The 20,624-nt window shown below is 65.2% G+C and carries 16 protein-coding genes; 6 read left to right on the top strand and 10 right to left on the bottom strand.

Annotated elements, in window-relative coordinates:
• Nucleotides 1-30 precede the first annotated feature (30 nt).
• Nucleotides 31-1,893: an ABC transporter ATP-binding protein gene (locus tag ABB29_RS07030; RefSeq protein ID WP_057657914.1), complete on the top strand. Its 1,863-nt coding sequence runs from the start codon at nucleotides 31-33 to the stop codon at nucleotides 1,891-1,893.
• A gap of 30 nt (nucleotides 1,894-1,923) precedes the next feature.
• Here the strand turns inward: ABB29_RS07030 and ABB29_RS07025 are convergent, their stop codons facing one another.
• The 3 genes from ABB29_RS07025 to ABB29_RS07015 all read right to left on the bottom strand — a co-directional run bounded on the left by ABB29_RS07025 (nucleotide 1,924) and on the right by ABB29_RS07015 (nucleotide 3,023).
• Complete coding sequence (locus ABB29_RS07025) at nucleotides 1,924-2,298, bottom strand: iron chaperone (protein WP_057657913.1); 375 nt, start codon at nucleotides 2,296-2,298, stop codon at nucleotides 1,924-1,926.
• A 15-nt stretch (nucleotides 2,299-2,313) separates the two neighbouring features.
• A complete protein-coding gene (locus ABB29_RS07020; RefSeq protein ID WP_083487609.1) occupies nucleotides 2,314-2,748 on the bottom strand; it encodes a hypothetical protein in 435 nt (144 codons plus the stop codon).
• An 80-nt stretch (nucleotides 2,749-2,828) separates the two neighbouring features.
• Nucleotides 2,829-3,023 carry a CPXCG motif-containing cysteine-rich protein gene (locus ABB29_RS07015; RefSeq protein WP_057657912.1) on the bottom strand — a complete coding sequence of 65 codons (195 nt, stop codon included), beginning with the start codon at nucleotides 3,021-3,023 and terminating at the stop codon, nucleotides 2,829-2,831.
• 231 nt (nucleotides 3,024-3,254) lie between these two features.
• On the opposite strand from ABB29_RS07015, the gene ABB29_RS07010 reads away from it, so the two are divergent.
• Nucleotides 3,255-5,195: a prealbumin-like fold domain-containing protein gene (locus ABB29_RS07010; RefSeq protein WP_083487607.1), complete on the top strand. Its 1,941-nt coding sequence runs from the start codon at nucleotides 3,255-3,257 to the stop codon at nucleotides 5,193-5,195.
• A 46-nt stretch (nucleotides 5,196-5,241) separates the two neighbouring features.
• On the opposite strand, the gene ABB29_RS07005 is transcribed toward ABB29_RS07010, so the two are convergent.
• The 4 genes from ABB29_RS07005 to ABB29_RS06990 all read right to left on the bottom strand — a co-directional run bounded on the left by ABB29_RS07005 (nucleotide 5,242) and on the right by ABB29_RS06990 (nucleotide 7,900).
• Complete coding sequence (locus tag ABB29_RS07005) at nucleotides 5,242-5,529, bottom strand: DUF3247 family protein (RefSeq protein ID WP_057657910.1); 288 nt, start codon at nucleotides 5,527-5,529, stop codon at nucleotides 5,242-5,244.
• A gap of 68 nt (nucleotides 5,530-5,597) precedes the next feature.
• Complete coding sequence (locus ABB29_RS07000) at nucleotides 5,598-6,287, bottom strand: type 1 glutamine amidotransferase domain-containing protein (protein WP_057657909.1); 690 nt, start codon at nucleotides 6,285-6,287, stop codon at nucleotides 5,598-5,600.
• 175 nt (nucleotides 6,288-6,462) lie between these two features.
• Nucleotides 6,463-7,368, bottom strand: a complete 906-nt coding sequence (gene gnd, locus ABB29_RS06995) for a phosphogluconate dehydrogenase (NAD(+)-dependent, decarboxylating) (protein ID WP_057657908.1) — start codon at nucleotides 7,366-7,368, stop codon at nucleotides 6,463-6,465.
• Between the two features lie 64 nt (nucleotides 7,369-7,432).
• Nucleotides 7,433-7,900: a low affinity iron permease family protein gene (locus ABB29_RS06990; protein WP_057657907.1), complete on the bottom strand. Its 468-nt coding sequence runs from the start codon at nucleotides 7,898-7,900 to the stop codon at nucleotides 7,433-7,435.
• A gap of 170 nt (nucleotides 7,901-8,070) precedes the next feature.
• On the opposite strand from ABB29_RS06990, the gene ABB29_RS06985 reads away from it, so the two are divergent.
• The 4 genes from ABB29_RS06985 (at nucleotide 8,071) to ABB29_RS06970 (ending at nucleotide 13,834) form a co-directional block, all read left to right on the top strand.
• Nucleotides 8,071-9,600: a phospholipase D family protein gene (locus tag ABB29_RS06985; protein WP_057657906.1), complete on the top strand. Its 1,530-nt coding sequence runs from the start codon at nucleotides 8,071-8,073 to the stop codon at nucleotides 9,598-9,600.
• Nucleotides 9,601-9,619: 19 nt separating this feature from the next.
• Nucleotides 9,620-10,162, top strand: coding sequence for an adenine phosphoribosyltransferase (locus ABB29_RS06980; RefSeq protein WP_057657905.1), 543 nt, complete (start codon nucleotides 9,620-9,622; stop codon nucleotides 10,160-10,162).
• A gap of 101 nt (nucleotides 10,163-10,263) precedes the next feature.
• Nucleotides 10,264-11,940, top strand: coding sequence for a YbaL family putative K(+) efflux transporter (ybaL, locus tag ABB29_RS06975; protein ID WP_057657904.1), 1,677 nt, complete (start codon nucleotides 10,264-10,266; stop codon nucleotides 11,938-11,940).
• Nucleotides 11,941-12,115: 175 nt separating this feature from the next.
• Nucleotides 12,116-13,834, top strand: a complete 1,719-nt coding sequence (locus ABB29_RS06970) for a cation:proton antiporter domain-containing protein (protein ID WP_057657903.1) — start codon at nucleotides 12,116-12,118, stop codon at nucleotides 13,832-13,834.
• A gap of 18 nt (nucleotides 13,835-13,852) precedes the next feature.
• On the opposite strand, the gene ABB29_RS06965 is transcribed toward ABB29_RS06970, so the two are convergent.
• The 3 genes from ABB29_RS06965 to ABB29_RS06955 form a co-directional block, all read right to left on the bottom strand.
• The gene (locus tag ABB29_RS06965; RefSeq protein ID WP_057657902.1) at nucleotides 13,853-16,066 is read right to left on the bottom strand and encodes an EAL domain-containing protein; all 2,214 of its coding nucleotides are present in this window, start codon (nucleotides 16,064-16,066) and stop codon (nucleotides 13,853-13,855) included.
• Nucleotides 16,067-16,236: 170 nt separating this feature from the next.
• Nucleotides 16,237-18,828, bottom strand: coding sequence for an ATP-dependent chaperone ClpB (gene clpB / locus ABB29_RS06960; RefSeq protein WP_057657901.1), 2,592 nt, complete (start codon nucleotides 18,826-18,828; stop codon nucleotides 16,237-16,239).
• A 200-nt stretch (nucleotides 18,829-19,028) separates the two neighbouring features.
• The gene (locus ABB29_RS06955; protein ID WP_057657900.1) at nucleotides 19,029-20,618 is read right to left on the bottom strand and encodes a SulP family inorganic anion transporter; all 1,590 of its coding nucleotides are present in this window, start codon (nucleotides 20,616-20,618) and stop codon (nucleotides 19,029-19,031) included.
• Between the last annotated feature and the right edge of the window lie 6 nt (nucleotides 20,619-20,624).

Raw genomic sequence — 20,624 nt, 5'->3', positions numbered from 1 at the left:
CGCGCCGGGCCGCGCCAACAGCAGGTAGCCATGTTCCGCTTCTTCGAAACCCGCGTTAATCCCTATCCCCCGGGTGAGCCGCAGACGCCACCGCGCACGCTGCGGGCCTTCCTGTACCACTACTCGCGGCCGCTGCTGCCGTGGTTGTTGCTGATGTCGCTGTTCACCGCACTGATCTCGGTGGTCGAGGTGACCTTCTTCGACTACATGGGCCAGCTGGTGGATTGGCTGGGCAAGGCCGAGCCCGCGACCTTCATGCAGGATCACGGCACCCGCCTGGCATGGATGGCCGGACTGGTGCTGCTGGTGTACCCGCTGCTGGTGTTGATGCAGTCATTGCTGATGCACCAGACCATTTTCGGCAACTATCCGATGATAGGGCGCTGGCTGTCGCATCGATACCTGCTGCGGCAGAGCCTGTCGTTCTTCCAGGACGAATTTGCCGGACGCATTTCGCAGAAGGTCATGCAGAGCGCGCTGGCGGTGCGCGAAACCGTCACCAAGCTGCTCGACGTGTTCGTCTACGTGGTCGTGTATTTCGTTGGCACCGTGATCCTGGTTGGGCGCGCCGACCTGTGGCTGACCTTGCCGCTGGTGGTGTGGCTGGCCGGTTACCTCGGCATCCTGTTCCACTTCGTGCCGCGCCTGCAGAAGGTGTCGATGGAGCAGGCCGATGCGCGCGCACTGATGACCGGCCGCATCGTCGACAGCTACACCAATATCCAGACCATCAAGCTGTTTGCCCATACCCAGCGCGAGCAGGACTACGCGCGCGATGCGATGGACGGCTTCATGCAGACCGTGCACCGGCAGATGCGCCTGGTCACCTGGCTGACGGTCAGCCTCAACACGCTCAACGCGCTGCTGCTGGCCGGCATCGCCGGCATCGCGATCTACGCTTGGCAGCAGTCGGCGATCACGGTCGGCGCGATCGCCGTGGCGATTGCGCTGGTGATGCGCATCCGCTCGATGTCGAACTGGATCCTGTGGGAAGTCGCCAGCCTGTTCGAAAGCATCGGCACCGTGCAGGATGGCATCAGCACGCTGGCGCGGCCGCTGGCCATCACCGACGCCGCGCAGGCGCCGGCGCTGCGGGTCGAGCGCGGCGAGATCAGCTTCGAGCACGTGCATTTCCAGTACGGCGAAAGCAACCGGGTCATCGATGATCTCTCGCTGCTGATCAAGCCGGGCGAGAAAGTCGGCATCGTCGGCCGCTCCGGCGCCGGCAAATCGACCCTGGTCAACCTGCTGCTGCGCTTCTACGACCTGCCCGGCGGTCGCATCCTGATCGATGGCCAGGACATCTCCCAGGTCAGCCAGGAATCACTGCGCCAGCACATCGGCATGGTCACCCAGGACACCTCGCTGCTGCACCGATCGATCCGCGAGAACATCGGCTATGGGCGTCCCGATGCCGACGAGGCGATGCTGGAAGCGGCCGCGCGGCGTGCGCATGCCGACGAGTTCATCCGCGAGCTGGTCGACCCGCACGGCAATCGCGGTTACGACAGCCAGGTCGGCGAACGCGGGGTCAAGCTGTCCGGCGGCCAACGCCAGCGCGTCGCGATTGCCCGGGTACTGCTGAAGGACGCACCGATCCTGGTCCTCGACGAGGCAACCTCGGCGCTGGACTCGGAAGTCGAGGCCGCGATCCAGGAGCAGTTGTACGCACTGATGGAAGGCAAGACCGTGATCGCCATCGCCCATCGCCTGTCGACCATCGCCGTGCTGGATCGGCTGATCGTGATGGATCAGGGCCGGATCATCGAAAGCGGCAGCCATGAGCAGCTGCTGCAACGTGACGGCCTGTACGCGGCGTTGTGGCGCCGGCAGTCCGGTGGCTTCATCGGCGTCGACGTGGATGTCGAAGTCGAAGCCGGCAGCGAAGCCTGATCCGCGGCCGAGCAGGCTTCGCGCTGGCGGCTACCAGAAGCTGTCGCTGCTGCGCTGGCTGACCTGCTGGAGCTGGTACTCGGCCATCCGCCGGATCAGATCTTCGGGTAGCGGCTGGTCGTAGCCGACCTTGAGGAAATGGGTGGTTGTCTGTTGCTGCGCCAGCTCATCGGCGAATGCCTGCATGGCATCCGCGCCGGCGGCGAAGCTCAGGTGGGCCTTGTGCGCCGAATAGCTGAACAGGAAGCGCGGCTCGACGAAGAACGGGGTGTTCCACTTCAACGTTTCAATGGCCGCCGGCGCCACCTTGCGCAGGATCGCGCGCAGCCTGCGCAGATGCGGCTGCGCTGCATCGGGGGCGTTACGGATGTATTCGTCGACGGTTGCTGGACGCTTGCCACTCATCGTCGCCTACCCGTTTCAGTGCAGCCAGCCGTGACGCGCCGCATTGGCGGCGTATCGCCACAGGTACAGGGCGATGGCGGCGACCAGCAAGGGCATTACCAGGCCCGAGGGCCCGGTCACCTGCCACAGCGGGGTGGACATGTAATTGCCGGCGGCCTGCACCAGCACTGCCAACAGCGAAAGCGCGAACACCGGTACCGCCCAGCGCTTCTTCAACAGCAGCCCGACCGAACCAACCAGGCCGGACAGCACCGCGACCCCGAAGGCGATATTGGTCCAGACCGGTATCGCTTGGTACACCGCCTGCTGCGCCGCTGGCATGCTGGCAATCGCGGCAGGCGACAGGGTCACCTGCATGATGAACATGAACACGCCGAGCAGATTCCAGAGCACGGCGATGATCGCCACGATCATGAACATGCGGCCGGGGCTGCGGGTGACGGTTTGCATGGCGGTTCCTTTGCGCGGCGGTGCTGGCGGGCAGCATACGTCAACCCGGCCCTGCTTTCAGCCGCCGCCGACGCCGCCGGTCACGCCTCGTCGGCGCCGTGTACGCGGACGCTGGCAACCCCGTCTTCGTCGACATCGGCCGCGATCGACATCGGTCGGCAGCAGATCTGGCAGTCCTCGATGTAGCGCTGGTCGCCGGCGCTGACCTCGATGCTGATGCTCTGGTATTCGCCGCAATAAGGGCACTGGATGTCGAGGCTTGGCAACAGGTCCATTGGCAGGATTCTCCAGCGGCCGGGAGGTGGCCGCTTCTTTCATATTGTCGCCGAACACGGCCGAGCCTGCCCGCATTTGCGGCCGCGACGGTTGACTAACGGCAGCAAACAATCCCAGACTCCGCCATCTGCTTTGCACCCGGATGCAACCGCCGGGTGTCGCCGGGAGGCGGCGAATGCGACAAATGGAATGACCGGACGCCAGTCCGTTGCCAAGGGGGTGGAAACGCAATGAACAGACAATGGATGGGTGCGGGCGCGCTGGGCGTGCTGCTGCTGGTCAGCGCGGTAAGCGCGCAGGCGCAGCTGCGGGTCGAGGCCACTTTCCGCAACAGCACCGAGCCGGGCTGGAGCATCAGTGGCACCGATGACGGTGCCAGCAACAACGACAGCGGCATCCTGACCGGCGGTTACGGCGCGATACCGAACAACGTCAACGATGCCAACGGCGATGGCTGGCTGCGTCTGACCACCAACAGCAATACCCACATCGGCCGGGCGTTGTTGACCAGCGGCAGCTTCGCCTCCAGCCAGGGCGTGCTGGTCGAAATGGAATATGTCGCCTGGGGCGGCAACGGTGCCGATGGCATCGCGATGTTCCTGTATGACGCCGCCTCCGACATGGCGGGTGCCGGCAATGGCGCGTCGCTCGGCTATTGCGGCGGCGTCGGCGGTTATCTCGGCGTCGGCCTGGACGAGTACGGCCTGTACTCGGGAACCCCCACTAATCCCGACTGCGCGGATGGGCCTGGCAGCAGCCCCGACCAGGTGGTGGTACGTGCGCCGCAGTCGGCTTCCAACGTCTATATCGGTGGCGCCGCGGTAGCGGGCGGTATCGATAATCCGGGCGCCACCTCGCGGCCGGCGCCGAAACGGGTCCGGCTGTTGCTGGTACCCAACGGCAGCGGCGGTTACCGGGTCACGGTCGGCGTCGGTGCAGCCGGCGCGGTACCGCCGGATTTGCTGAACGAACTCAATTTTCCCTACTCGGCACCGGCCAATCTGCGCCTGGGCCTGTCCGGATCGACCGGTGGCCTGAACAACATCCACGAAGTGCGCAATCTGATCGCGACCGCGCCAGCCGACATTCTGGTCCAGAAGACCGTGGACGCGACCACCGTCCTGCGCGGCCAGCCGGTGACGTACACGGTGACCGTGACCAACAACGACATCAACCAGGTCGACCCCGGCGACCAGTCACCGACGATCGACAGTGCCAATACGCCGGCGATCACCGACACCCTGCCGGCGGAACTGCTGGCCGGTGCGACCTGGACCTGCACCGCCAGTGCCGGTTCCACCTGTCCGGCCGCCAGCGGCACCGGCAGCATCGCCGTTGCCGGTGGCTACACCCTGGCGCCGGGTGGGGTGCTGACCTTCACCGTGCAGAGCACGGTCGCCACTACCGCCAGTTGTGATGCCGAAATCGACAACAGCGCCAGCGCCGCATTCGATCCCAGCGCCGGTTTCACTGATCTGGACGAAACCAACAATGCCGCCACCGCGACCTTCCAGGTGGTCTGCCCGACCCTGATCATCAGCAAGGTGACGAGCAACGGCGTCGGTACCTTCTCCTTCACCGGCGACAACGGCGTGGCCGCGCATGACATCACCACGGTCACCGCCGGGACCCCGGTCGATGGCGCTACCCAGACGTTGGCGGCGGCAGGCGTGGCCACCACCCTGGTTGAAGCCGAACCGCAGGATTTCTTCCAGCTGACCGATGCCAGCTGCACCGGGCTGGGTACCGATGGCACCGCCACTTTCGACGCCGCCAGCCGCTCGCTGGTACTGGACGCGGCGGCCACGACCACTGCCGGTCCGATCCGTTGCACCTTCAGCAACATCCGCAACGTCACTGACCTGCAGATCAGCAAGACCGGGCCGGCGACCGCCGTCACTGGCGACACCGCCACCTTCGTGTTGACGGTCAACAATGCCGGTCCGACCGCGGTCAGCAATGCGATCCTGACCGACACCCCGGACCCCGGCCTGGATTGCACGCAACCGGGCACCGCCACCTGCGAAGCCAGCGCCGGTGCCAGCTGCCCGGCGGCGACCGTGGCGGTGTCGGATCTGACCGGTGCCGGCATCACCCTGCCGTCAATGCCGGTCGGTGGCCAGGTGGTGGTGACGATGCAGTGCACGGTGACCGCCGACGGCGTGCCGTAGCGGCATCAGGCAGTAACGCGTCGCTCGATGCGGCGCGGCTTTGGCTTCAGTCCGTGCCCAGGTGATCGACCTGGGCAATCTGGTCCAGCCACAGGTAGTGTGTCTGCTGCGGCTGCTCGGCATCATCCAGCCGCAACACCGAATTGAAACCCTGCTGGCCGGCGTCATCGCGGAACAGTTGCAGGGTCGGTCGCACCGACACCACGCCCTTGATGCGGCGGCCGTCATGCAGGGTCAAGGCGACGATGGCTTCGTCGTCAAGGCTGCTGATCAAGGCTTCGAGGCGATCGATGTCGGCCTGGTCGGCGTATATCTGTTGGGGACGTTCGTGCATGTGATGCTCCAGCTCCAGTCATTCGCGCCTGGCATTGCCGGTCGGCACGCGGTGGCGCGGTGGCGGCGTCAGTGCTCGCGCACGCCCAGCAGTTTGATCACTTCGTGGGCGGCGGCTTCGGACGAGGCCGGGTTCTGCCCGGTCACCAGCATGCCGTCGGCCAGCACGAAACTCTGCCAGTCCGGGCCGCGCCGGTAATGGGCGCCATTGGCGGCCAGCATGTCTTCCAGCAGGAACGGCACCACATGGGTCAAGCCGACCGCTTCTTCCTCGCTGTTGCTGAAGCCGGTGACGGTCTTGCCCTTGACCAGTGGCTGGCTCATCGTGCCTTTGGCGTGGCGGAACACCGCCGGCCCGTGACAGACCGCGGCCACCGGTTTGCCGGCCGAGAAGGTATGTTCGATCAAGGTGATCGAATGCTGATCCTCTACCAAGTCCCACATCGGGCCATGGCCACCGGGATAGAACAGCGCATCGAATTCCATCTCCACCACGTCGGCCAGCTTGTGGGTATTGGCCAGCGCGGCCAGCGCATCGGCATCACCATTGAAGCGCACCGTGGCCGGCGTCTGCGCGTCGGGCTCATCGCTCTTCGGGTCCAGCGGCGGCTGGCCGCCAGCCGGCGAGGCCAGCTCGACCTCGGCACCGGCATCGCGGAACGCGTAATACGGCGCGGCCAGTTCCTCCAGCCAGAAACCGGTCTTCTTGCCGGTGTCGCCAAGGGTGGCGTGCGACGTCAGCACCATCAATATCTTCACGACCGGACTCCATTGCGGGTGGAGCGATCAATCTAGCATCGGGGTTGTTACAGCGTGGTATGCAGCGTGCCTGCCAATGGATAGCCGAATGCTGCGTGCAGCGGCGCAGCATCGGCAACTGATCGCCACAGCATCCGGCGGCGTAATCCGCACACGGATGCAGGGAAACGCCGTGCTACTGGCGGGTGATGCGATGACCGCCAAACGCGTTGCGCATCGCCGCCAGCAGTTTGTCGGCAAACGAGTCCTTGTCGCGCGAACGCAACCGTTCCATCAGCGACAGGGTGATCACCGGCGCCGGCACATCCAGCTCGATCGCTTCGGCGACGGTCCAGCGGCCTTCGCCGGAATCCTCGACGTACGGGGCGATACCCTCCAGCGTGGGATTGTCCTTCAGCGCATCGGTGGTCCGATCCAGCAGCCAGCTGCGGACCACGCTGCCGTCGCGCCAGATGTCGGCGACCTGCGGCAGGTCCAGCGCGAACTCCTGCTTGTGCTGGAGGATTGAAAAACCTTCGGCATAGGCCTGCATCATTCCGTATTCGATGCCGTTGTGGACCATCTTGGTGAAGTGGCCGGCGCCAACCGGGCCAACGTGGCCCCAACCCTTGTCGGCAGCCGGTGCCAGGGTTTCAAACAGCGGCCGCAGGCGCTGCACCAGCGCCGCCTCGCCACCGACCATCAGGCTGTAGCCTTCGGCCAGGCCCCAGATGCCGCCGCTGGTGCCGCAGTCGACGTAACCCAGCTGATGCGAAGCCATCATCGCGGCGCGACGCTGGGTGTCCTTGTACATCGAGTTGCCGCCGTCGATGACCACGTCACCCGGCGCCAGCAGAGGCAGCAGCTGCGCCAGCGTGTCGTCGACGATGGCACCGGCCGGCACCATCATCCACAGCACCCGCGGTGCCGGCAGTGAGGCCACCAGCTCCGCCAGCGACGACTTCGGTGCGATGCCGTTGGCGGCCGCCGCCTCACGCGCCGCTTCGCCGGGATCGTAGCCGGACACCACATGCCCGCCCTGCACCAGCCGCTGCGCCATATTGGCACCCATGCGGCCCAGACCAATCATTGCCAGTTCCATCGTCGTCCACCTGAAGCGTTTGCGCAGTGAACCCCCATGATACGGGTTTGCGGTCGTGCTCCGGCTAGCGCTGCGAATCCCGTCCGTGCGCCCGGCGGGCGTCGCTTGCCTGGCGGGCCTTCCTGGCCATCTCCTCGTAACGGGTGCGCAGGCGTTCCAGTTCGTCTTCTTCCAGTTCTTCCAGATCCAGCAGTTCGTTCCGGGCCGCGTCGGTGACGTGGATCAACTCGTCGAGTTTGATCTGCATGGCCGCGGTGTCGCGGTTCTGGGTGTTCTGGATCAGGAACACCATCAGGAAGGTGATGATGGTGGTGCCGGTGTTGATCACCAGTTGCCAGGTATCGCTGAACTTGAACAGCGGGCCTGAAATCGCCCACACCAGCACCGTGCCCAGGGCCAGGCAGAAGCACAGCGGACGTCCGGTAAAACCCGCCGCCGCCTTGGCCAGCCGGGTGAACAGGTTGCCCTTGGGTTTGCCGTCCTGATCATGCCCGGACTGGCTGTCGACGGATGGAGCTGCGGTTCGGTTCATGCGCGTGCCCTGATGGAAGCGTGAGCCGATTATCGGCAGCGCTCGTGAACACGGCGTGCGCTCGCCGCCCGGGCCGGCAGCGCGCGGCTGCCCCGCCGGCCGGCGTGATCGATACGCTAAGATGCCGCCTGAGTACGGCGTCGCCGTCCACCACCCGCGGGATTCACCTCATGCATAGCCGCCTGTTCGTCCTGGCCCTGGTCGCGCTGCTGAGCGCCTGCAGTCAACTGCCCACCCGTCCCGAGATGCCGCCCGCCACTGCGCTGCCGCCGGCCAGCCAGGGCCCGCTGTCGGAATGGACCGGACCGCAGGAACAGGCACATGCCGGCCAGGCCGGCTTCCGCCTGGTCAGCAACGGCGTCGAAGCCTTTGCCCTGCGCGCCCGCAGCGCCCGGATGGCGCATGACAGCCTGGATATCCAGACCTACATCTGGCACGGCGACATGACCGGACTGCTGCTGGCGCAGCGTGCGCTGGAAGCGGCCGACCGCGGGGTGCGCGTGCGCATCCTGGTCGATGACATGGACGCACGGGCCAAGAACCGCGGTTTCGCCGCGCTCGATGCGCACCCCAACATCGAAGTGCGGATGTTCAATCCGTTTGCCTCGCGCAAAGGCACCTGGGGCAAGGTCAGTGACCTGGGCACCGACTTCAAGCGGCTCAACCACCGCATGCACAACAAGAGCTGGATCGCTGACAACCGCATCGCCCTGGTCGGCGGGCGCAACCTGGGTGATGAATATTTCGGCGCCAGCGAGGAAACCAACTTCGTCGATCTGGACCTGCTGATGGCCGGACCGGTGGTCGGCCAGATCAGCGCCAGCTTCGACCGCTTCTGGAATGCGCCATCCAATTACCCGATCGCCACCCTGTCGCCGGACGACGCCAATGCGGCGGCGCTGGAAAAGGTGCGCCCGCAGCTGCTGGCCAGCATCGACGCGATCCGCAACAGCGCCTACGCCCGCGCGGTGCAGGATGACAGCGGCGTGCAGGCATGGATGGATGGCAGCACCGAGTTGCGCTGGAGTGATCAATGGCGCTTCGTCAGCGACGACCCGATGAAACTGGAAATGGGCGACGGCGATCAGCGCTCCAACGTCGCCGCCGCACTGCTGCCGGTGCTGCAGTCGACCCAGCAGCGCGCGCACCTGATATCGCCCTACTTCGTGCCCGGCGATCGCGGCACCGCCTTGCTGGTCGATCTGGCCAAATCCGGGCGCGACGTCAAAATACTGACCAATTCGCTGGCGGCCAATGACGTTGCCGCCGTGCACGGTGGTTACTCGCGCTATCGACCGACGCTGCTGGAAGGCGGCGTGCAGATCTGGGAACTGAAGCCGCTGGGCGAAGCCAACGACAACTTCAGCCTCAAGGGCTCATCCGGCTCCAGCCTGCATACCAAGGCACTGGTGATCGACGAACGGCAGATATTCGTCGGTTCGTACAACCTGGACCCGCGCTCGACCTCGCTCAATTCCGAACAGGGCGTGCTGGTCAGCGACCCGCAACTGGCAGCGCAGCTGGAGCAGATCTTCCAGACCCAGGTGTCACCGGCACATGCCTGGAAAGTCGAACAGGTCGATGGCGATCTGCGCTGGAGCGATGGCAGCGAAACCTTCGACAAGGAACCCAAGGCCAGCGCCAGCCGGCGCATGCAGGCCTGGCTGATGAAAATACTGCCGGTGCAGTCGCAGCTGTGAGCCGGCAGCTGTGAAGCGGATGCTGGACGCCACCGCACCGGTGCAGGCCGACTGGCCGGCGTTGCTGCGCGATGTCGCCGACTTTCCCCGGCCCGGCATCCTGTTCAAGGACATCACCCCGCTGCTGGCTGACGCGCATGGATTTGCCGCCGCCATCGCGACCCTGGCCGCGCCGTGGCGCGCGGCACCGCCGCACGCCGTGGTCGGTATCGAGTCACGCGGCTTCATCCTCGGCGCGGCGCTGGCCCAGGCACTGGGCGTGGGCTTCGTGCCGGTACGCAAGCCGGGCAAGCTGCCCGGGCCCACGCTGGCGCTGGATTACGCACTGGAATACGGCAGCGATCGGCTGGAGATGCATGTCGATGCACTGCCCGCCGGGGCGCCGGTACTGCTGGTCGATGACGTGCTGGCCACCGGCGGCACCCTGCAAGCCGCGGTTGCCCTGCTCCAGCAACAGGGCGCGCATGTGGTCGCCGCCAGCGTATTGATCGAATTGTCGGCGCTGTCGGCGCGCCAGCGTTGGGATGCGCAGGTACCGCTGCTCGCCGGCCTGGTGATCTGAGCCTTGCCGCGGCTCGGCTGAATCGGCCACTCAGCTTGGATTTGCCGCCCCGGCGCGGGATCAGCGACACTCGAATGTGACTCAACGACGACCTGCCACCGATGCCCCATGACACCCACCTGATCGACATCATCGCGGTAGGGCTGGCGCTGGCATTCGTGCTGGGTGCGTTGGCCAACAAACTGCGGCTGTCGCCATTGGTGGGCTATCTGCTGGCGGGGGTGCTGGTCGGGCCGTTCACGCCCGGCTTCGTCGCCGATCAGGATCTGGCCAACCAGCTGTCCGAGCTCGGCGTGATGCTGCTGATGTTCGGCGTCGGCCTGCATTTCTCGCTTGAGGATCTGCTGGAAGTCAAAGCCATCGCCATTCCCGGCGCCATCGTCCAGATCGCGGTGGCGACCGGACTGGGCTGGGCGTTGGCCTGGGGCATGGGCTGGACGCCATTGAACGGCTTCGTGTTCGGCCTGGCGTTGTCGGTCGCCAGCACCGTGGTGCTGCTGCGGGCGATGGAGGACCGGCGGCTGCTGGAGACCCACCGCGGCCGCATCGCGGTCGGCTGGCTGATCGTCGAGGATCTGGTGATGGTGCTGGCGCTGGTGCTGCTGCCGGTGCTGGCCGAAACCTTTGGCGGCGGCGACACGGGCGAAGGTGCCAGCATCGGTGGCTTCCTCAGCGCGATCGCCTGGACCCTGCTGAAGCTGGGCGCGTTCGTGACCTTCATGCTGCTGGTCGGACAGCGGGTGATCCCGTGGACGCTGGAAAAAATCGCCGCGACCGGCTCGCGCGAATTGTTCACCCTGTCGGTGCTGGCGATAGCGCTGGGGGTGGCGTTCGGTTCGGCGCGCCTGTTCGGGGTGTCATTCGCGCTGGGCGCATTCTTTGCCGGCATGCTCCTCAACAAATCCGAACTCAGCCACAAGGCGGCCAGCGACTCATTGCCGTTGCGCGATGCGTTCGCGGTGCTGTTCTTCGTCTCGGTCGGCATGCTGTTCAACCCGGCGATCCTGATCCAGCAGCCGTGGCAGGTGCTGGCGACCTTCCTGATCATCGTGGTTGGCAAGTCGCTGGCCGCGTTCTACATCGTCAAGGCGTTCAAGCACCCGACCGGCACCGCGCTGACGATCTCGGTCAGCCTGGCCCAGATCGGCGAATTTTCCTTCATCCTCGCCGCGCTTGGAGTGTCGCTGGAGATCCTGCCGGCGCAGGGCCGGGATCTGATCCTGGCCGGATCGCTGCTGTCGATCATCGCCAATCCGTTCCTGTTCTCGTGGCTGGATGACTGGCAACGCAAACGCCAGCAGGACGATCTGCCGCTGCCTCCGGATCCGGCACCGGGGCCATCGCTGGATGTCAGCGGCCACGCCATCATCATCGGCTATGGCCGGGTCGGCAGCGCACTGGCCGAGGTGTTGCGCGAGCGCGACGTGCCGCTGATCGTGATCGACAACAATGCCGACCATGTCGCCCGCGCGCATGCGGCCGGCCTACCCGCCATCCGCGGCAGCGCCGCCGCCGATAAAGTGCTGGCCGAAGCCCATCCGCAACGGGCGACCATCGCGGTGCTGGCCATCCCGCAACCGCTGGAAGCCGGCGAGGTGCTGGCCAAGCTGCGCGCGATCAATCCGTCGCTGACCCTGCTGGCACGTGCCCACAGCGATGGCGAGGTCAGGCATCTGCTGGCCCACGGCGCCGACGGCGCGGTGCTGGCCGAACGCGAGCTGGCCTTTTCGCTCGGCGAAATGGTGCTGGCCACACCTCCCTATCGCGACAAGCGCTGAGCCCGGCGGCGGCGCAGCCAGGCTGCTGCGGCGGGTGCCGGTCGCACGCCCTGGCGGAACCGGCAACCGGTTAACTTTTATCGGCGTTTACACCGGGTGCGCTACCCTGAACAGGCACGGGCCTGCGTGCAAGCACGTCAGCCCGCCCCACCCCACGTTGCCTTGATCCGAGTACATGCCGCACAACACCGACCTCATCAGCCTGATAGCCGTTGGCCTGGGTATCGCCTTCCTGCTTGGCCTGCTGGCCCAGAAACTGCGGCTGTCACCGCTGGTCGGCTATCTGCTGGCCGGGATCGTGGTCGGGCCGTATACGCCGGGCTTTTCCGCTGATCAGGATCTGGCCAACCAGTTGTCCGAAATCGGGGTGATGCTGCTGATGTTCGGCGTTGGCCTGCATTTCTCGCTGAAGGAACTGATGGAAGTACGCGCCATCGCCTTCATCGGCGCCATTTCCAGAATCGTTCTTATTACCGCGCTGGGCTGGCTGCTGGCCTGGTTTTTCCACCTGCCCGACGGGGTCGGCATCATGCTCGGCCTGGCCTTGTCGATCGCCAGTACCGTGGTCCTGCTGCGTACGCTGGAGGAATACCGGCTGCTGGACAACAAGATCGGCCGCATCGCCATCGGCTGGGTGGTGGTCGAGGATCTGGCGATGGTGCTGGCGCTGGTGTTGCTGCCGGCGCTGGCCAGCGCGCTGGGCGGACAGGACACCACCGGCGCCACCGCCAACAGCGGCAGCGTCGGCAACGCCATGCTGGTGACCTTCGGCAAGGTCGGTGCGTTCATCGCGATGATGCTGCTGGTCGGCCGGCGGGTGATTCCATGGTTGCTGGAACGCGTCGCCGGCACCGGCTCGCGCGAGCTGTTCACCCTGTGCGTGCTGGCGGTGGCAATGGGCGTGGCCTACGGCGCGGCGGCGATGTTCGACGTCTCGTTCGCGCTGGGTTCGTTCTTTGCCGGCATGCTGCTGCACGAGTCCGAATTCGGCCAGAAGGCCGCCAGCGACTCGCTGCCGCTGCGTGATGCGTTCGCGGTGCTGTTCTTCGTCGCGGTCGGCATGCTGTTCGACCCGGCGGTGCTGATTGAACAACCACTGCAGGTGCTGGGCACGTTCCTGATCATCGTCCTGGTCAAGGCATGGCTGACCTATTTCATCGTCCGCCGTTTCGGCTATTCCAAGTCCAAGGCGGTGCTGGTGGCGGTCAGCCTGGCCCAGATCGGCGAGTTCTCCTTCATCCTCGCCGGGCTTGGCGTCTCGCTGAAGATCCTGCCGCAGGATACCCACGACCTGATCCTGGCCGGCGCGCTGCTGTCGATCATCTTCAATCCCTTCATCTTCAGCTTCTTCTATCGCCGCCACAAGGACGCACTGACCGCCAAACCGATCGACAACGCACCGTTGCAACCGGATGGCGATGGCGCGTACCGGGTGCCGGAAGACACCGGCGATCACACCATCGTGGTCGGTTACGGCCGGGTTGGCAGCCATCTGGCCGGCCTGCTGCAACAGCAGGGGGTGACGGTGGTGGTGATCGAGGAAGACGACGATCGCGTGCGCGCCGCGCGGCTGGCCGGCATCGTCACCGTGCGTGGCAATACGGCCTCCGAACCAGTCCTGCTGGAAGCGCGGCCGGAAACCGCGCAGCTGGCGGTATTCGCGATTCCGCGTGCGCTGGAAGCCGGCGAGGCCATCGCCCGCCTGCGCGCACTTAACCCGTCGATCACGGTGCTGGCGCGTGCCCACAGCGAAGGCGAAGTGCGACACCTGTTGCAACACGGTGCCGATGGCGCGGTGCTGGCAGAACGCGAGCTGGCGCATTCGTTGAACGAGATGATCATGGCCACGCCGCCCTATCGCGGCCTGCGCAGCAAGCCAGCCGCTGGCGGCTGAGAACAGGTCCAGCAGCTGCTACGACATCCGCGCGCCCAGCGCATGGGCCGATTCGGTCAGCACATCGGGCAGCGGGCGCGGAGCACCGAAAAAGTCGCCCTGGCCTTCATCCACGCCCAGCCCGCACAACAGCTCGGCCAGTTGCCGGCTTTCGACGAACTCAGCCACCGTCGATGCACCGAACGCATGCGCAATCGCCACCGACGCCTCGATGATCGCGTGATCACTGGGATTGCCGGCCATGTGGCTGACGAACGAACCATCAATCTTGATGATGTCCACCGGCAGCTGCTTGAGCCGGTCAAAGCTCTGCATGCCGGTGCCGAAATCATCAATGGCGATTCGCGCCCCCATTTCGCGCAGTTCCTGCAGCAGGCGGCCGGCCGCCGGCACATCAACGATGCTGGCCCGTTCGGTCACTTCGAAACACAACGCCCCCAGCGGTAGCGGTGACTCCGCCAGCAACGCCAGCAACTGGCTGCGGAAGCTGGCCAGGCTCAGGCTCTGGCCGGTGATGTTGATGCCCAGGTGATGCACTTCGGGCAGCGCCTGCGGATGCTGCCGCAGCAACCGAAACAGGCTCCGGATGACCGCCAGGTCCAACTCGGCACCGCGCCCGGCAGCTTCGATGTAAGGCATGAACGCCGGTGTCTGCATCAGCTGTCCGTGGATGTCGTACAAGCGGCACAACACTTCGCCACGGATTCCGGCGCTGTCAGCCGCCGCGGGCTGCAACCGCGCAATCGGCTGGAAATACAGCGACAGGCGCTCGTTGCGCAGGCCATCGAATGCCGCTGCCGCCGCCTGCATGCTGCTGCGTGGGTCGGGCCGCGGCACAGCGCCATCGGCACTGTAATTGGGTACCAGCTCACCACGGCCGCGGGCGTCGAAGGCCAGGCTGGAGCTGACCAGCAAACCGGCGTCCAGATCCGCGACCGAGCGGATCGGCGTCGAACACACGCCCAGATACGGTTGCAGATGGACCTCATGGCCGCCGGCGTCGATGCGTGCGTTCTTGACCCGGTTGAGGATGCGCTCCCAGTAGCCGTCGGCTGGCGCTTCCAGGCACAGCAATGCCAGTTGCCCGGTCCCGACCAGATGGATGCCGGCCAGGCTTGAAATCCGGTTGGCGACAGTGCTGATGACCGTGGCCTGCGCATCCAGCCCGACCCCGGTCGCAACCGATTCCGCATGGTCCAGCACCAGGTAGCCCAGCCAGCCTTCCTGGCCTCGCGACTGCATCTCGTTAACCCTTTGCCGCAGGGCGCGCAGATTGGGCAGGCCGGTGACCGTATCGCGCAGGGTTTCTTCAAGCACCAACGCCGCCAGCTCGCGGCGATCACGGCTGCTGATGCGCAGATAGATCATCGCGAACAACAGCACGAACACCTCCAGCGCACTGTGGCCAAGGGCGACGATGGCCGCGACGCTGTGGCCGATGTCACCGGCGCCATGGCGCGCAATCAGCACGACCAGAGCAAACAGCACCAGCGACAGCAGCGGCATCGAATACAGCGGGCGCAACCGCAATACGAATATGGCCAACACCACCAGCAGTACAAAACGGTAGTCGAGCAGCGTGCCCTGCCCATGCGACTGTACCCACTGGTTGCTGGCCACGATCACCGCGACGCCCAGCAGCAACAGCAGCGGCCAGCCACGCCAGCGCGGATGACGATCCGCTGCCGGCTGCCGGCGCTCGGCCCAGGCCACCATCAACGGCAGGGTCACTATCGCGATGCCGAAATAGCGCGCGAAAAACACCAGCACGCCGACCTCATGCGCCACCGCCGGCCGCAGCGCGGCCATGCTGGCCCAGGCGATCAGCGCCGACCCCAGCGGATACAGCAGCAACACGAACAACGCCAACCGGCCCAGGTCACTGCGCCGTATCCGCAGCAGCCGATGCGGCTTCGGCCAGCCGGCCCAGTGCGCGCAGGCAATCGCCCAGGCCCAGCCAAACAGCAGATTGGGCAATCCCAGACCCAGCAGCAATGGCAGGTCCGGCTCGTGCAGCCACTGGCGCACGCACCAGCCCAGGAACACCACGAAGAATGCACCGGCGACGATCCAGCGGTCGCGGCACAGGATCACCAGCGCCATCAGCAGGCCGACATGCAGGTGCACCAGCGAGGCATGGAACGGTTCGACGTTGGCCGACCAGTAGCGGAAACCCGCCGGTACCTGCTGCAGCAATACGCACAGCAGGCCAAGCCCGAGTGCGGTGAACAATCGTCTACTGGTAGTCCGCGTTGGCATCGCCCCTTCGCACCGGTGGCTGAGGGGTGCATCCTGCCACGGACCGTCGTGCAGGCCGCCATCGCCGCCTGGCAAAGCGCGGCGGTGGCGACCGCTGCCGGTCCCGAACAAGGTGTTTTACCGGGATTTTTTGCTATCCGGCGTTACCGCACGTTTTTGGCGAACATCAGGTGACCACCTTCTGCAGTCACATTTACCGTATCGCCACTGCCGAATTCACCCGACAGGATCTTCTGCGCCAGCGGGTTTTCCAGTTGCGTCTGGATCGCTCGCTTGAGCGGTCGCGCCCCGTACACCGGATCGAAGCCTACATTGCCGAGCAGCGCCAAGGCCGAGTCATCCAGCTCCAGCGTGATCTGGCGTTCGGCCAGCCGCTTGGCCAGGTAACGGGTCTGGATGCGGGCGATGTCGCGGATCTGTGCCTTGTCCAACGGATGGAATACCACGATGTCATCCAGCCGGTTGATGAACTCGGGCCGGAAGTGCGCCTGCACCACGCCCATCACCGCCGCCTTCATCTGCGTGTAGCTTTCCGCCGAATCATCCTCGGACAGCTCCTGGATCAGGTTGGAACCGAGGTTGGAGGTCATCACGATCACCGCGTTACGGAAATCGACCGTACGTCCCTGACCATCGGTCAAACGGCCATCATCGAGCACCTGCAACAGGATGTTGAACACGTCCGGATGGGCTTTCTCGACCTCGTCCAGCAGGATCACGCTGTACGGACGCCGGCGCACCGCTTCGGTCAGGTAACCGCCTTCCTCGTAACCGACATAACCGGGAGGCGCACCAATCAGGCGCGCGACGGAATGCTTCTCCATGAACTCACTCATGTCGATCCGGATCATCGCGTCGGCGCTGTCGAACAGGAACTCGGCCAGGGCCTTGCACAACTCGGTCTTGCCGACCCCGGTCGGGCCGAGGAACAGGAATGAACCACTGGGACGGTTGGGATCAGAAAGACCGGCGCGGGAACGACGCACCGCATCGGAGACGACCTTGATCGCCTCGTCCTGGCCGATCACCCGGCCGTGCAACGCATCTTCCATCTTCAGCAGTTTTTCGCGCTCGCCTTCCAGCATCTTGCTGACCGGTATGCCGGTCCAGCGCGCGACCACTTCGGCGATTTCCTCGTCGGTGACCTTGTCCTGCAGCAGGGTGAAGCCCTTCTGTTCGGCTTCCTGCGCATCCTGCAGCTGCTTTTCCAGGGTCGGCAGCTGGCCGTACTGGATTTCGCTCATGCGCGCGTAATCCTGCCGGCGCTGCGCCGATTCCAGTTCCAGCTTGGCCCGTTCAATCTGCTCCTTGATCCGGGTCGCACCGGTCAGGGTCGCTTTCTCGGCCTTCCAGATTTCCTCCAGATCGTTGAACTCGCGCTGCAGCGTTTCGATTTCGCTTTCCAGGTCCGCCAGCCGTTGCTTCGACTGCGCATCCTTCTCTTTCTTCAAGGCTTCGCGCTGGATCTTGAGCTGGATCAGGCGCCGTTCCATCCGATCCATTTCCTCGGGCTTGGAATCGATCTCCATGCGGATGCGGCTGGCCGCCTCATCCATCAGATCGATGGCCTTGTCCGGCAACTGGCGGTCAGCGATGTAGCGATGCGACAGGGTCGCCGCGGCGACGATCGCCGGGTCGGTGATTTCAACGCCATGGTGGACGGCGTATTTTTCTTTCAGGCCGCGCAGGATGGCGATGGTGTCTTCCACCGACGGCTCGCCAACCAGCACTTTCTGGAAGCGACGTTCCAGCGCCGCGTCCTTTTCCACGTACTGCCGGTATTCGTCGAGCGTGGTCGCGCCGATGCAATGCAGTTCGCCACGCGCCAGCGCCGGCTTCAACATGTTGCCGGCGTCCATCGCGCCCTCGGCCTTGCCGGCGCCAACCATGGTGTGCAGCTCATCGATGAACAGGATGATCTGGCCTTCGTTCTTCGACAGATCGCTCAGTACCGCTTTCAGCCGCTCCTCGAATTCACCGCGGAACTTGGCACCGGCAATCAGCGAGCCCATGTCCAGCGACAACACCCGCTTGCCACGCAGGCCTTCGGGCACTTCGCCATTGATGATGCGCTGGGCCAGGCCTTCGACAATCGCGGTCTTGCCGACGCCGGGTTCGCCAATCAGCACCGGATTGTTCTTGGTCCGGCGCTGCAACACCTGGATGGTGCGGCGGATTTCCTCGTCGCGCCCGATCACCGGATCCAGCTTGCCGCTCTCGGCGCGCTCGGTCAGGTCGATGGTGTACTTCTCCAGCGCCTGGCGCTGGTCTTCGGCATTTTCCGATTGCACTTTTTCACCTCCACGGACTTTCTCGATCGCCGCTTCCAGTTTCTGCTTGTCGGCACCGGAGGCGCGCAGTTCCTGGCCGACCACACCGTTGTCGTCCAGCGCGGCACGCACGAACCACTCGCTGGCGATGTACTGATCGCCATGTTGCTGGGCCAGCTTGTCGGTCAGGTTGAGCAGGCGGTTGAGGTCGTTGCCAATCGACAGATTGCCTTCCTGGCCGGAGACTTTCGGCAGCTTGTCCAGTGCTTCATTCAAACGCTCGCGCAGCACCGGGATGTTGACCCCGGCCTGGACCAGCAATGGCCGGGTACTGCCGCCGCTCTGCTCAAGCAGCGCGGTCAACACGTGCACCGGTTCAATCAGGTTGTTGTCGCGGCCCACGGCCAGCGATTGCGCGTCAGCCAGCGCCTGCTGGAAACGCGAAGTGAGTTTGTCCATCCGCATCGGGATTTCCTCCGAAATGACACAGGGGGCCGGCGATACCAGCCAATGCTAACCAGATGCGGTTAACGGCCCGTGTTTCAAGGCCCGGTGAGACTGCAATTCAGGCATTGGCCGGGCTTGCCCTGCCGCTGATATGGCTGCAGCAGGTACCCGTTGCCGGCACGATCCCGCGCCAACACTGGGCCAGCTGACGCACGAATCTATCTGACGCGCGGGCGTTGCAGCGACAGCAGCGCCAACACCACCGCCAATGCGGCATAGGCGCCGGCGAACTGATACATGATCGCCGCGCGCAGACCTTGCAGCTGCCACGGCAGGTAGATGCCACCGCGCGGGTCGACCGAATGGATCAGGCCGAACAGAGTCAACAACGCCGCCAGCAGCAACGCGATCACCGCGTGCCGCGGGCGCTCATCGATCATCGCCACCAGCGCGGTGGTCCAGATCATCGCGGTGATGATGAAACCATTGCCGAGGGTGGTAATCGTCGCCAGATCCGGCAAGCCGTGTGCGTCACTGGCCGCATACAAGGCGGCGAATGTCTCCGGCGCAATCCAGGCCGGGTTGCCGAGCTTGATGTTGAGCAGATAGGCAATCGACGGCAGGAATCCCAGCGCCACCGCCATCGCGTGCTTGCGCGGGCTTTCGTGGAAGGCCTGCACGGTGATGTCGAGGCCGACGTAGACGATGATCGGCGCCAGCACCGCCACCGGCAGCCATTGCACCATCAGCGAAACATAGCCGAGCATCCCGCCGAGGCCGATGAAAATACCAGTCAGCAGGGTGTAACCGCTACGCGCACCCATGTGCTTGTAGGCCGGTTGACCGATGTAAGGCGTGGTCTGGGCGACGCCACCGCAGACGCCGGCGACCAGCGTCGATATCGCTTCGGCCAGCAGCACATCGCGGGTGCGATAGTCATCGCCGGCGGCGCGCGCGCTTTCGCTGACGTTGATGCCGCCGACGATCATCAGTACCCCGAAAGGCAGCAGCAGCGGCAGGTATGGCACCGTCGCCGGCAAACCCTGCACGAAGCCCAGGCTCGGCAGCGGCAATGCCAACGTCAGCGGCGTCGCTTGCGGCAGCGCGAAGCCCGGCACGCCCAGCCCGGCCAGGCCGAGTCCGTAATACAGCGTGGTACCCGCGATGAAGGCGACCAGCACGCCCGGCAGCCGCACCGGCAGGCGGCCGCGGGCAACCAGCACATACAGCAGCAGGCCGAGGGTGACAAAACCGACCACCGGATTGCGCAGGGTTTCGATCAGCGGCAGGAAACCGAGCAAGGTCAGCGCCGCGCCACCAATCGAGCCCAGCAGTCCGGCGCGTGGCACCAACCGGGTCACGGTGTCACCGAAGAACGACAACAGCAGCTTCAACAGGCCCATCACCACCAGCGAGGCCATGCCCAGTTGCCAGGTCGCCAGTGCGGCGGCGTTCTCATCCAGTCCCTGCTGCTTGAAGGCGACAAATGCCGGTCCCAGCACCAGCAGGGCCATGCCGATGCTGGTTGGCGCATCCAGCCCCAGCGGCATCGCGGTGACATCGTCGCGGCCGCTTCGCACGGCCAGCCGCCGCGCCATCCAGGTGTAGATCAGATTGCCGACCAGCACGCCCAACGCGGTGCCCGGGAACATGCGGGTGAACACCACTTCGGCCGGGAACTGGAAGATGCCAATCAACGCCGCGGCGATGAAACCGAGGATCGACAGGTTGTCGACCACCAGCCCGAAGAACCCATTGAGGTCACCGGCGACAAACCAGCGCAGTGGACGTTGCGGAGCATGGGACATGGATGA

The sequence above is a fragment of the Pseudoxanthomonas dokdonensis genome (assembly GCF_001431405.1).
Classification (GTDB): Bacteria; Pseudomonadota; Gammaproteobacteria; order Xanthomonadales; family Xanthomonadaceae; genus Pseudoxanthomonas_A; species Pseudoxanthomonas_A dokdonensis.
This window is presented reverse-complemented; position numbering and strand designations above follow the sequence as displayed.